The organism is Pseudoalteromonas sp. Ps84H-4 (assembly GCF_024124645.1).
In the GTDB taxonomy this organism is placed as follows: Bacteria; Pseudomonadota; Gammaproteobacteria; order Enterobacterales; family Alteromonadaceae; genus Pseudoalteromonas; species Pseudoalteromonas lipolytica_C.
Genome location: NZ_JAMXSK010000029.1, coordinates 34,128 through 46,786 on the forward strand (window position 1 = coordinate 34,128; position 12,659 = coordinate 46,786).

General features: G+C 39.3%; 12 protein-coding genes. 4 read left to right on the forward strand and 8 right to left on the reverse strand.

Features of this window, described 5'->3' with window-relative positions; genetic code table 11:
- Nucleotides 1-6 precede the first annotated feature (6 nt).
- Nucleotides 7-393: a VOC family protein gene (locus tag NH454_RS19560; protein WP_253040022.1), complete on the forward strand. Its 387-nt coding sequence runs from the start codon at nt 7-9 to the stop codon at nt 391-393.
- Nucleotide 394: 1 nt separating this feature from the next.
- Here the strand turns inward: NH454_RS19560 and NH454_RS19565 are convergent, their stop codons facing one another.
- The gene (locus tag NH454_RS19565; RefSeq protein WP_253040024.1) at nt 395-1,756 is read right to left on the reverse strand and encodes a leucyl aminopeptidase family protein; all 1,362 of its coding nucleotides are present in this window, start codon (nt 1,754-1,756) and stop codon (nt 395-397) included.
- Nucleotides 1,757-1,844: 88 nt separating this feature from the next.
- Nucleotides 1,845-2,255, reverse strand: a complete 411-nt coding sequence (locus tag NH454_RS19570; protein ID WP_135926511.1) for a hypothetical protein — start codon at nt 2,253-2,255, stop codon at nt 1,845-1,847.
- A 106-nt stretch (nt 2,256-2,361) separates the two neighbouring features.
- Here NH454_RS19570 and NH454_RS19575 point away from each other — a divergent pair, with 106 nt between their 5' ends.
- From NH454_RS19575 to NH454_RS19585, 3 genes are all read left to right on the forward strand, one after another.
- Nucleotides 2,362-2,517, forward strand: a complete 156-nt coding sequence (locus NH454_RS19575; protein ID WP_135926510.1) for an oxidoreductase-like domain-containing protein — start codon at nt 2,362-2,364, stop codon at nt 2,515-2,517.
- Nucleotides 2,518-2,803: 286 nt separating this feature from the next.
- Nucleotides 2,804-5,389, forward strand: a complete 2,586-nt coding sequence (locus NH454_RS19580) for a TonB-dependent receptor (protein WP_135926509.1) — start codon at nt 2,804-2,806, stop codon at nt 5,387-5,389.
- A 144-nt stretch (nt 5,390-5,533) separates the two neighbouring features.
- Nucleotides 5,534-7,018, forward strand: a complete 1,485-nt coding sequence (locus NH454_RS19585) for a tetratricopeptide repeat-containing sulfotransferase family protein (RefSeq protein ID WP_253040026.1) — start codon at nt 5,534-5,536, stop codon at nt 7,016-7,018.
- Here NH454_RS19585 and NH454_RS19590 read toward each other — a convergent pair.
- The 6 genes from NH454_RS19590 to NH454_RS19615 form a co-directional block, all read right to left on the reverse strand.
- A complete protein-coding gene (locus tag NH454_RS19590; protein WP_253040028.1) occupies nt 6,951-7,853 on the reverse strand; it encodes an alpha/beta fold hydrolase in 903 nt (300 codons plus the stop codon). The two genes, NH454_RS19585 and NH454_RS19590, sit on opposite strands and share 68 nt — an antisense overlap.
- A gap of 695 nt (nt 7,854-8,548) precedes the next feature.
- A complete protein-coding gene (locus NH454_RS19595; protein WP_253040029.1) occupies nt 8,549-9,187 on the reverse strand; it encodes a hypothetical protein in 639 nt (212 codons plus the stop codon).
- 419 nt (nt 9,188-9,606) lie between these two features.
- The gene (locus NH454_RS19600) at nt 9,607-10,470 is read right to left on the reverse strand and encodes an FRG domain-containing protein (RefSeq protein ID WP_253040030.1); all 864 of its coding nucleotides are present in this window, start codon (nt 10,468-10,470) and stop codon (nt 9,607-9,609) included.
- A gap of 159 nt (nt 10,471-10,629) precedes the next feature.
- Nucleotides 10,630-11,046 (reverse strand): hypothetical protein, encoded by a 417-nt coding sequence (locus NH454_RS19605; RefSeq protein WP_253040031.1) that lies wholly within the window; start codon nt 11,044-11,046, stop codon nt 10,630-10,632.
- Between the two features lie 131 nt (nt 11,047-11,177).
- Nucleotides 11,178-11,486 carry a hypothetical protein gene (locus NH454_RS19610; RefSeq protein ID WP_253040032.1) on the reverse strand — a complete coding sequence of 103 codons (309 nt, stop codon included), beginning with the start codon at nt 11,484-11,486 and terminating at the stop codon, nt 11,178-11,180.
- A gap of 111 nt (nt 11,487-11,597) precedes the next feature.
- On the reverse strand, nt 11,598-12,023 hold the full coding sequence (locus NH454_RS19615) for a hypothetical protein (protein ID WP_235381888.1): 426 nt from the start codon (nt 12,021-12,023) through the stop codon (nt 11,598-11,600).
- Between the last annotated feature and the right edge of the window lie 636 nt (nt 12,024-12,659).

Here is a 12,659-nt window from a genome sequence, read left to right on the forward strand (position 1 = left end):
TCGACCATGGAGTTATTAGGCATACATCACGCTGCAATCATCTGTAGCAACTATGAAAAGTCAAAGCACTTCTATAGTGAAGTTTTAAAACTGCCGATTATTCACGAACTATACCGCACTGAACGTGACTCGTATAAATTAGATTTAGCGCTTCCTGATGGCAGCCAATTAGAGTTGTTTTCGTTTCCTGGCGCGCCACAAAGACCAAGCTACCCAGAAGCTCAAGGACTTCGCCATTTAGCGTTTAAAGTTGCCGATATTGCAAAATCAAAACACTATTTAGAAACACAAGGTATTAGCGTAGAAGAAATAAGAGTGGATGAAATCACCGGGAAGCAATTTACATTTTTTGCCGATCCCGATGATTTACCGTTAGAGCTATATCAACTCTAAATTATTGAAAACGATCTTGTAGATAATTAAACACGGCACGAATGCCCAATGCTTCACCGCCTGCTGGACGACCCGGCAATGAACGAACGTTCCAAGCCATCACATCGAAGTGAACCCAAGGCGTGCTTGGTTCAATAAACTCTTTTAAGTAAAGCGCGGCAGTGATTGCACCACCAAATGGCGTTGAAGCACAATTGGCGATATCTGCTACATCACTTTTTAATAATGCTTTGTATTGATCAAATAAAGGAAGTTGCCAAACAGGATCATGACAGCTTTCGCCTGCATCTATTAATTTGTTCGCAACATCACGATTATTGGCGAAAAAGCCCGGTAATTCAGTACCTAATGCTACTCTACAAGCGCCTGTTAGGGTTGCAAAGTCTACGATTAGATCTGGATTATCGTTTTGTGCTTCAGCAAGTGCATCACACAGAACTAAACGGCCTTCGGCATCGGTGTTATCAATTTCAACAGTGATCCCTTTACGTGTTTTGATCACATCACCTGGTCTAAATGCATTTCTAGAAACCGCATTTTCAACCGCAGGTACCAATACACGTAAGCGAATTGGTAAGTTGGCAGCCATAATTAACTGTGCAAGGCCAATAACATGCGCGGCACCGCCCATGTCTTTTTTCATGTTACGCATGCCAGAACTTGGTTTTAAATCTAAACCGCCAGAATCAAAGCAAACACCCTTACCAACTAAGGTAATCTGCGGAGCATCTTTTGCACCCCAACGTAAATCAAGTAAACGCGGTTTGTTTTCCGAAGCACGACCAACCATGTGAATCGTTGGGTAATTTTGCTCTAATAATTCATCACCCACCCATTCGCTGAACTCACCATCAAAGGTGTCAGCTAAATCAGCCATCACTTGTGATAAATGTTGTGGCATCATATCTGCAGCAGGTGTATTGACTAAATCACGCACTAAATTAATTGCGCTGGCATGCTCAGTTAAACGCTTAATTAGGCTCTCATCAGCAATAGCAAGCTGCGCTCGCGGTGAAGCTTTTTCTTTATATTCACTAAACTCGTACCCACCTAACACAAAACCAAGTGCAACTTGCTCAACGAAAGTGTCATCACCCTGGATTTGATAGCAACCTGCAGGAAGCTTCGTAGATAGGTCGCCTGCTAACCAAAAGTCATTAAGATCATTAACTAAGCAATAAACATGCTCCAATGAACCCGACTCACTATCAGCAATAAGGGCAATGCCTTTATTTTTAAAATCACAGTTTGATAACCAGTTTTGAAGTGATTGTGGTTGCTCAGTTAACCAATCGGTAAGATTTGCTTTTGCAATAAAAGAAAGGGGAATACCCGTTGAAGAATGGCGAATTAATGCACTCATTAAACGACTCGTTATAAAGAAAAGATAACTAAGCATACCAATATCTTGGTACAAAAGGTATAGGCAAAATCAGATTGCCAAACCCAAATCAGTGTTTGTTTTGCTTCTCTTTTTCTTCTTTTTCGACTTGTTGGTCTAGCTCTTTAAGTGACTTATTAATATTGAATGAACTTGGTAATACATCAACACCAACCCACTGCCCTAACTTAACAACAAGGGGGATGGTAATGGGTGCAAATGGCAATACAGCAAATACACCCAAACCTAAGCCTTTCAAGATATCTAAGAATTGTTCATTAGCAGTATGTAACTCTTCTTTACTAGCTAGGCCTTGAGTGTACCGCCTATATATATGAAGCATTTCTTTGGTTTCTTGCTTTTCTTGAGCAAGCGCGATTTTAAGTGCTACCATAGCGCGCTTAAAACGTAATGTTTGACGCTTTTTGGTAATTTTGGCTACTCTGAACGGAGCCCTATGAATAACTTTGTATAATCGCATTTAGGTATTTTCACACAGCATACGAAGTTCACAAAGCATAATTTACTTATATTAGTTTTTGACTTATCCTTAGCACTCTATTATTAATTATTTTTCATTAATTCAAATGGACCAAAAACAACTAAAGGACGAGCAAAAACCAACAAAGCCCGCTTCTGATGAATGTTGCGGTGGTGGTAGCTGTTGCCCATGCGTGTGGGATGAATACAAAGAAAAGCTTCAACAGTGGCAACTACTGAACGATAAGCAACAAACAAAATAGACCGTTCCAATTCCTTTTTTGCCTACATTTCACTCAAAACTTTCTGTTTTTAAAATTTTTTTAGATATTTTATATAAATTTTTACAAAAAAATAAATCACAAAGAATAAATTATCCCCTTAAAATTCATACACATAATCCAAATAAAGTGAATACCAGAATAACCAACACAACCAAAACAACATTAAATTAACAATTTGCAAATTATTTTCACAGTCTGTATAAGTTATTTACACCAATTTAGAGTTGGTGACCTAATCATAACTATTCTAACTGGGGAAGTCAGAATGAAATTCAAAAATAGCGCGCTGCAACAAGCAATTAAATTTGCTTTAGCAACAACAACTGCAGGTCTGTTTGTATCTGGATCTGTAATTGCGGCAGAAGAAGCAACTGAAGAAACAAAGGTTAATAAAAATGTAGAGAAGATTGCGGTAGTTGGTACCCGCTCTGCACCTCGCTCAATCGGTGACTCACCGGTACCAATCGATATCATCGGTGGTGAAGAGCTAGACAAAGGTGGTAACACCGATATGCTTGAGCTACTAAAAGGCTCTGTACCATCTTTTAACGTTCACCAAAACCCAATCAGTGATGCTGCATCACTTGTTCGTCCAGCAAACTTACGTGGTCTTCCTTCCGACAGTACACTAGTGCTTGTTAACGGTAAACGCCGTCACCGTGCATCAGTAATCGCTTTCTTAGGTGGTGGTATCAATGATGGTGCTCAGGGTGCCGATATCTCAGTTATTCCAAGCATTGCCTTAAAACAAGTTGAAGTACTTCGTGATGGTGCAGCAGCTCAATACGGTTCTGATGCAATCGCCGGTGTAATGAACTTTGTATTAAAAGATGCCTCTGAAGGTGGCTCTTTCGAAATTCGTCAAGGCGAATACTATGAAGGCGATGGCGATACAACGCAAATTTCAGGTAACGTGGGCTTACCATTTACCGATAGCGGCTTTGCTAACTTAAGCTTCCAATATAAAACAGCTGACGCGACAAGCCGTTCAGTTCAACGCCCAGATGCTGCTGCACTTAACGCAGCGGGTGTACCAGAAGTATCTTCTCTTGCGCAAGTTTGGGGTGCACCTGAGGTAGATGACGATATCTCGATCTTCGGTAACATCGGTTTAGATATAAGCAACACAGCGCAATTCTATATGTTTGGTAACTACTCTGAGCGTGATGTACGTGGTGGTTTCTACTATCGTAACCCACATACTCGTCCGGGTGTTTATTCAAATGATGGCGGTGAAACACTACTTGTTGGTGATTTAACTGGCGATATGAGCGGTAACTGTCCTACCGATATCATGATTGATGATAACGTTTTAGATAACCAAAGATACATCGATCTAGTTGCTAACAACCCAGATTGTTTTGCGTTTAACGAAATGCTTCCGGGCGGTTTTACACCTAACTTCGGTGGTAACATCACAGATACTGCATTAACAATTGGTACTAAAGGTGAAATCACATCTGGTTTCCTTGAGGGTGCATACTATGACTTAAGCGGTACAGTTGGTTACAACGAATCACGCTATTTCATTTATGACACAATCAATGCGTCATTAGGCCCAGACAGCCCGCGTGACTTTAGCCCTGGTAAGTACTCACAATTAGAGAAAAACTTTAACGCTGATTTATCAAAAGGTTTTGACTTTGGTTTAGCGTATGACGTTAACGTTGCTGGTGGTCTTGAATGGCACGAAGAAACGTTTACAGTTGTATCTGGCGACGTAGCTTCATTTACTGCGGGCCCACTAACAGAGCAAGGTTTTGGTATCGGTTCAAATGGTTTCCCTGGTTTCAAACCATCTGATGCAGGCGAATATACACGTCGTAACTATGCAGCGTACGTTGATGTTGAAGCACCATTCACTGACGACTTCCTAATGGGCTTAGCGCTACGTTATGAAGATTACGATACATTCGGTTCAACAACTAACTATAAGTTAACTGCTCAATACCACTTAACTGAAGACCTGAATATTCGTGGTTCAATCAGTACTGGTTTCCGTGCTCCTACAGTTGGTCAAGCTAACGTAAGTAACGTACAAACTAACTTAAGCAGCGGTGTTCTAGTTGACTCAGCACTATTACCACCAACAAACCCAATTGCTGTGCAATTAGGTGGTACAGAACTTCAACCTGAAGAATCGCAAAGCTACACTTTTGGTGCTGTATGGACAATTGGCGACTTATTCTTCACTATTGATTACTACAACATCCAAGTTGATGATCGTATCAGTCAATCAGACAAAATTGAGTTGAGCCAAGCAGACAAAGACACGCTTGAAGCGGCTGGTGTACCAAACGTACAAAACTTAGCGCAAGTAAGCTTCTTCACAAATGACTTTGATACAACAACACAAGGTGTTGACGCTGTTGCAAACTATTCAACTGAATTATTAGGTGGTAGTTCAACATTCAGCTTAGCGTATAACTGGAACGACACTGAAGTAACTAAGTCGAGCCCAATTACAGGTGAATTTAAAGTAAGCCGTTTAGAAAATGACTTACCAAATCACCGTGCAACGCTTAGCTGGGCACAACAGTGGGAGAACTTCTCTGCATTTACACGTGTTAACTACTATGGCGAATACCAAGGCGTTCACGTAGATTACGATGCAACAGCTAAAACAGCTGATGCAGCAGTAACAATTGATGCAGAAGTTACTTACTTCCTAACTGAAGAAATTAGCTTGTCAGTTGGTGCGACAAACTTATTCGACCAAGAAGCAGAAAAGCTTGATTTCTTCGACCGTACTGGCATCCCTAATAACAACTGGGGTGGTAAATACTACGAGACTTCACCATATGGTATTAACGGTGGCTTCTATTACGTGAAAGCAACATATACTTTCTAAATAGAGGTGCTTTCTAGGTTGAGAGATCAACCTAGAGAGTCTATACCCCAGACTTTTCTGGATATTTATAGTTAATCAAGGCGAAAGACATTTCGCCTTTTTCGTTTTATAGTAAATAAAAATAATAAACATCGCCCCATCATTATGCTGTTAGAAAAAGCGAATCAACTACTTGCTGAAAACAAACTAAAAGAAGCAGAGTTTCATTTTAAAACGATTCTTGATGCTGAACCCGAAAATGGCGAAGCATTATTTGGTTTAGGGCGAATCGCTCTGCGCCTAGAACGCTATGATGCGGCAGTATATCTATTACAGCGAGCTTGCGAGCGACTGCCGCACATGCTCGAGCCACTGCATGCCTTAGCGGATGCTTTTAATGGCGTTCACTCACCGCAAGATGCAGTGACTGTACTTGAATACGCAAAATCAATTGCCAGCCATAACCCTGAACCACATTATTACTTAGCCCAACACTATTTGACTTATGGCGAACTCGATAAAGCCTTTAACATCTTAAAACATGCGCTAACTATGGGTAACTACCCTGTAAAAGCTTATATTTTATTTGAGTTGGTACAGTTTGCTCGGTTTAACAACGAACAAAACTACATAAACGAACTCCACCACTTCTTAACGTTAACCGATAACGTCCGCTTAAAAATGGTCTGTTACTACGCCCTCGGCAAGAGTTACGATGTACTTGGTGATACACAACAGGCGTTTGATTATTACAAGCTTGCAAATAAGTTTCAGTCTAAATTGACGCAATTTAAAACCGCTGAGCTAGTTCCATTTTATCAACGTGTTATTGAACAAAGTCACGCCCAATTAATTGCCTCACGCGATAAAACTTTTAAAGGGACAGTTACACCAATATTCATAATTGGTATGCCACGTAGCGGCTCTACACTCATAGAGCAAATGCTAACAAGTCATAGTGACTTTGCGAGCCTCGGAGAAGATGCCAGTATCAGTAATCAGGTTGTTGCTTATATTGAACAAAAAACTCAGCGCCCCTACCCTGATTGCTTAGCTGAATTAGATCAAGGGCTTATCAACACAGCCCGAGATATTTATATTGAACGCTTAAAGCAAGCACCAGTGGTGCGCCCCTTTATGATCAATAAGCTACCTTCAAACTATCAATCACTTGGGCTAATTTATTTATTGTTTCCAAACGCTAAATTCATCAATATGCAACGGGATTACAATGCCATTGCTTGGTCGGTGTTTAGCAACTACTTCGCAGAAAATGAGCCCTACTTTTGTTCTCTACCCGAGTTTAAACAATACTATGATTTATATCAGCAGTTAATGGCACATTGGCACAACGTAGTGCCAGAAGCTATTTTTGATTTAAGCTATGAGGAACTAGTGAGTGAAAGCGAACAAACATTAACAGCATTGTGTAAATTCTTAAACATTGAGTATAACAAGCAATTTTTAACTTTTTATAAATCGAAAAAACCAGTGGCAACGCTCAGTAAAACGGCTGTAAGACAGCCGCTTAACGACAAAGCAATTGATAAATATAAACGCTACGAGAGCGCTATGCATACGCTTATGAATGAGCCTCAAACCAGTTCAGCAGATCAACAAACTGATCAAAACGCGCCTGTGGGTGAGTAAGCATATTTATGTGATCATAATCGACCTTATGACCAAACTTACGGCCATAAATGGTCATGGTTTGCTTGCCTGTGCCCGACTCTTCCATAAACTTTGCAATATCAATTGGCTGACATAGTGCTTTATCTTTGACACCCGCAACGTGCATGATAGGTGGTAGCGCTTTATCGGCTAATGCTTTGGCGTAATCAAAGCCATCATCGGTGTCGACCCAAGGTTTACGTTTAGCCCATTGCATGCTTTGGTAATGCGATTTACGGGTTTCATCATCACTGCCCCATTTCAGTTTTTTAGCCGGCACAAAACCATGCTTACGGGCAACTAATGGCGCCAAGCCATACCAAATTAAATTACCTTGAATATACTTACTCGGATGATGATTATACAAAGACCGTTTAGAACCAAAATAGCCGCAGGCTTTCACATCATCAATCAACTCGGGAAAACGGGCAAACACACTGTTCATCAACACCCCGCCCCATGAGTGAGCAACCCAATAACGGGCAGGCTCGCCTTCAAGCTGTTTAATTTTATCTAGAAATGCAGGAATATCTTCTAAAATAGCCTCAGTCTGACCATACTTTGCATGCTTTGAAATCGCAGGTTTACTCTCACCACGACCGCGCAAATCAGCTACATAGCATACATAACCATGCTCAGCTAAAAATGGCGCCAAGCCTTTATTGCTGTGGGTGTAAAAGATTTTGCCATTTTCAACGGCACCATGCATAAAAAACACCGCAGGGCCTTTCGCATCGGTCTTACTGATACGACGTAAATGTAGAGTTTGGCTTTCGGCGAGTTTAATAAACACCGATTCTTGTTTAATCGTCACGTTTGACCTTTTTATTCTTATAGACTCATCGTACCAGTGTTAAATTACGCCAGTCTCTTCAGCAAAGCAAGTTTTTGGCTTGGCGATTGCCATTCAAAATGAGAATCTCAGGCACGATGAAATTTTTGATTAAAGAATAACACCAATGCAGAGCCATTATTCATTGATATTAGAAGTTCGACTTGCAGAAGCCTTTGGCTAAATGAGCGCTAATAAAAAGGCTATGAAAAAGTGCTGAAGAAGTTTGTTTGGTGATTTCTATGATTTCGGGGCTAATGTCTTTATAGATAAAGATACAAAATTTTATGTAGGAAACACCGAATAAATGCGAGGGCATGCCTAACCAACAAACATTTTTCGTGGGCTTCACTTATAAGTTCTAGTAATCATGATGCACAATAAAGTAGGCATTATAAGATTTATTGCTTGCTTTATTAGACATTATTTAGGTTTATTAATGTCTCTAAGCGATCAAAGTTTGGTATTTCCTTTACTAACCAGTAACGATTATTTCTGACGAAAAACTTTCTCTAGTAGGCTTAAAGACCTTCATCAAGGTTATGGAACAATGAAGCATTGAACCGAAAAGTAAAAAGGGGCAATTCGAGTTGTCTTTTTTAATTTAATAAAACATGAATTAACTTATATAGTAGCGGAACCGAGTCACTGTCACGAAACCCGCTTAACTTAATTTATTATAATACGCGGCCGATATATGGAGAAATATCAATGACCCTCACAGACCTTTTATGTATCTCGTAGTAATCTCTGACTACTTTAATCGCTGAACCGTACTTATCTGATATACCTTTGTATATTGTTGGTTGCTTTGATAACACACTATTTAAGGCTCTTCTCCCGTTCAAGAATTTCAGTGGATAATGAGTATCTACTACATAGAGATTTTTTGCCTTTTCAGTATCATATTCCGCAAGTTCATAGAAATCTTTAAATAACCCATTCTGCCGTATTGACTCAGCCCCACCTTTCCAATCGATAAACTTGAATTCAGCTACTTGAAAGTTTGTTTCGAGATCAAATTTTCGACCGGTATTTCCCGCACCTAAAGAAACACTTTGAACAACTTCCCCTTTTTTTAGAATATCTTTAAGTGAGTGCAATATTCCTGAGGCATGAATATGATCTTCCCCTGCAACTTTCTTTACAGCCAAGGCTGAAGCAACAAAATCATCATCTATTTTTCTCTCAGAGCAATACTCTAATGACTCAGAAGCGCTAGCGCCGATAATGTCATCTTCAAAGCGAGAAAGACTTTTAGTGAGAGAATCTCCTTGAAATTTACTAATTGCTTCAATTGCAGTTTCAATGCTCATTTGTACCTTTTCGCATAATGAAATTAATCCGTATCTATACTCACATTACTGCTATTACGAAAAGTAAGTCAAATGATCCTTTGGTGAAGTTTGTGTTCAATAGGCCGAAACAAAGAATGGGGCAAAACGAGTTATATTTATAACTCGTCAATGGACAAAAGCGCGTTAGAGTATTTATTCAGTAACGCCCTGTTAATGGGCGGTGCCCGAATGGCAGCATTACTACAACTGGCAACGGGCACATGGTTCATTCAAGGGAAAAACACCAATGGATATTGTCTGTGAACGACTAGAACAGACTCCTTTTTGGGAAGAGGTTCACGAGGATTATGTAACTGAGAATGAGCGCATTCTACTATCAAATTATCAACGTGACCTGCAACTGAGAAAAGTGAAATGATGTCTATGAATCACACAAATTAAGATATATTTAAGTCAAATTCGCCATATAATGACTTAGAGAATCCATCAATTCCAGGATAAAGTGTTTCACTTGTAATGTTCATTAGCTTTAATTCTTTACGTATTTCATTATGTAAACTCTTAGGAATCCTAACTTTCAATAATGCACATTCATCTTGGAGCACATCAAGTACATCAACATAACTATCTATTACCCTACTTTTTGGTAACTCTTTTTGAAAACGATTTACTGTTAGTGACAAGTTATATTCAAATGATTGTCTCCCTTCAAAAGGTACGGCAAACAATCCTTGTTGTCTGGATAATCTTTCATGGATATTGAAAGGCTCAACTAGCATTACTAAAGGGCTTAAGGTTTGTTCTTTAAGTGCATCATTGCAATACTCCCTAGTTCCGAATTTATTCTCATCATCCAGCCCTCTCCACTCTTCAGTTTCTAGTCCTTTCTGTTTAACCAAATTTTTATTAAGACAGTAGACGGAAGACTCTTTAAATGATTGGTCTATTGAAAAAAATAGTGAAACATAATAAGAGTATGAAAAATCTAATAACCTAGTAGGGCCACCATGATGTTGAATTAAAGATAACCACTCCAAGATATTTTCTTTTTCTGGAAGTTTATCCAAATAATGGACGGCTCTTCGTTGAAACTTATCTATGATATTTTGCTCTACTTGAGGAATACGTCTAATATCGGTAGTATTGATTTTAGCCCCTCTTTCAAGGGTCGTTTGTAAAGACCAGTCACTATCAGCCTGCCCTCTAAAGACCCACCCTTCAATAATTTTAAATAATTCTAAACAGTCGCTCCAAGAGTCTACGGTGTACTCACAGAATATATTTTCACTATGTTGATTCATCTACTCTTCTTTTTCTTTATTATTTATAAAACTTTACAGTATAGGGGAACACTAATACCTAACGCCTATGGGCGCAAAATGCTTGGCTAAAATTAGCGACGAAGGAGTGCTAGCCAAGCGTTTTGCGTCCTTTTGAGTAACTTGTTATAAGCCATTAATTCAATCTAAAGACTCAGAAACAGCTACTTCTGCCTCTATGATAGCTCGATGTGCCTTTAAGCCAACATTACTAGAATAAAAATCTGCTGCAATCTTTAACTCTTTGGCTGTTAATAACGAGAGAAGCTTTGTTCTAAATACAACTTTAGCTGCATTTACATTGATAGGATCAGTCATTATTTTTGAAGGCATAGACTCGATAAAAATTCTTTTTTGATTTTCAGGTAAATCACTCAACGTTTCTGAAAACAATTTTTCAGGACTGATATTTATTTCACCACCAAATGAACTTAAGATTTCTTCCATTCCAAGCGCGACATAGAGTCGTTCGAATTCTTCGTTTGCATCAAGCTTAGGAGGAGTCGAAGAGCATGCGAATAGCGAAAGAGACATTAGCAGTAAAAGAGTTTTTTTCATCATCATCCTTAATTTAGTGCCAAACTAGGTGGCTTATAACGCCGCAAATAAACGGCAAAAATTAGTTGGCTATAATTTGTGAGGAACGAGCAAAGCCAACTGGTTTTTGTCCGCCCTTTTGATTTGCCTTGTTAGGTATACAAATGCCTTACGAGGGCAAACAAAGCTAATAAAATAAGTACAATAAACAGTAGTTGGTGGACTAAATAAAAGCTCTTTCCCGCTTTTAAACGAACACTTGAAAAATACGCTTGCTTATAAACAAACCCGAAGGCAAGCACAACCAAAAACATGACCAAGATAAGAGCCAAAGCGATCAGCTTGGTAACAAATGGACTTAGAAAATTTAAAAAGCTTGAGCCTGCTAATGCAATAAACATAGTGAGAATTGCTGTCTCAAAAAAGGCTTTAAATTTTACTTTTGATTTTTCCAATCGCACAAATACTCAATGTATACCTAACGCCCCATTCAGGGGCTTTTAATAGTTGGCTAAAATAACGAACGCAGTGAGGAAAGCCAACTGTTAAAAGTCCCGCACTGCAATGGCTTGTTATGTAGCCGACTTCCACATACTAACAATTTCTTCATACTTTTCGTCAACCAACTCTTCATCATCGGGGCACGAAAATAAAACTACTTGAAGAGCATTGTACGAGTTTGGAAACTTTGAAAGTTTGACCATAATCTCCAGTGCCTCGTTGTCAGTTAGCTCCTCTTTATTAATATATGAGAGTGCAGCAGGTTCAACGATTTTTTGTACAGGACTAGAAAAGGACTCTTTCCAGAAATAGTACATTTGTAGGTGCTTAGCTTCTTCGATTTTTTCTGATGCTGGCACTCTACATATTTCGTGCAGCACCATGAAGGGAGCGTCACCACCAATCTCGATAGATTGCTGAATAATTCGTTTCCATTCACTTTCATTGTGATAAGGAAAATTGCAATCAATACTGTAATAAAATTCTTCGTAGGTCATACAAACGCCGATCTATCCTTGGCTACATAACGCCCCAATCAGGGGCTTATAACCGTTGGCTAAAATTGTGAAGCGAAGCGGAACTCAGCCAACTGTTAGAAGTCCCTGTCTGCATTGGCTTGTTATGTTTTCTTATACACATAGAACCTAAATATCATTGCTTGGGACAATGCAGTCAAAGCAAATAATACAGAGTCCTGATTTTGAACGAAGTACAAAATTAAGCTAACTAAGATACTAACTGCCACATAGATCTTGAAGGAAGCATTTGCATATTTAGAAATTACCCAATGAACAGGAAAGCCAACACATAGCCACCCGACCAACGATACAATTAAATAGACACCCAGAAAAAGTAAACTTGATAAAAGTAAGCCAGCTATATCACTAGCAGTAGTAGGGAATGAGCTCATAACCAGAGTTATTACAATTATTCCTAAGGCGACCCATGACAAGCTTTTAATTATTGCGCTATCCCAGCTTCCTAAGTTCACCATTCCTCCTTGAAAACATAACATTTTAGTATTTATGCGACACGCAGTTTGTGTTGCATAATCGCTTGTTGGACTGAGGCGCTACCTGCTCGGTGTGTCAGAGTTGGTGCTATTTATGCTATGGGAATTTGCTTTTTAGAGG

Bases quoted from the DNA above. Each gene is read 5' to 3' on its own strand.
- NH454_RS19560 (WP_253040022.1), top strand. From the start codon at position 7: ATGGAGTTATTAGGCATACATCACGCTGCAATCATCTGTAGCAACTAT.
- NH454_RS19565 (WP_253040024.1), bottom strand. From the start codon at position 1,756: ATGAGTGCATTAATTCGCCATTCTTCAACGGGTATTCCCCTTTCTTTT.
- NH454_RS19570 (WP_135926511.1), bottom strand. From the start codon at position 2,255: ATGCGATTATACAAAGTTATTCATAGGGCTCCGTTCAGAGTAGCCAAA.
- NH454_RS19575 (WP_135926510.1), top strand. From the start codon at position 2,362: ATGGACCAAAAACAACTAAAGGACGAGCAAAAACCAACAAAGCCCGCT.
- NH454_RS19580 (WP_135926509.1), top strand. From the start codon at position 2,804: ATGAAATTCAAAAATAGCGCGCTGCAACAAGCAATTAAATTTGCTTTA.
- NH454_RS19585 (WP_253040026.1), top strand. From the start codon at position 5,534: ATGCTGTTAGAAAAAGCGAATCAACTACTTGCTGAAAACAAACTAAAA.
- NH454_RS19595 (WP_253040029.1), bottom strand. From the start codon at position 9,187: ATGAGCATTGAAACTGCAATTGAAGCAATTAGTAAATTTCAAGGAGAT.
- NH454_RS19600 (WP_253040030.1), bottom strand. From the start codon at position 10,470: ATGAATCAACATAGTGAAAATATATTCTGTGAGTACACCGTAGACTCT.
- NH454_RS19605 (WP_253040031.1), bottom strand. From the start codon at position 11,046: ATGAAAAAAACTCTTTTACTGCTAATGTCTCTTTCGCTATTCGCATGC.
- NH454_RS19615 (WP_235381888.1), bottom strand. From the start codon at position 12,023: ATGACCTACGAAGAATTTTATTACAGTATTGATTGCAATTTTCCTTAT.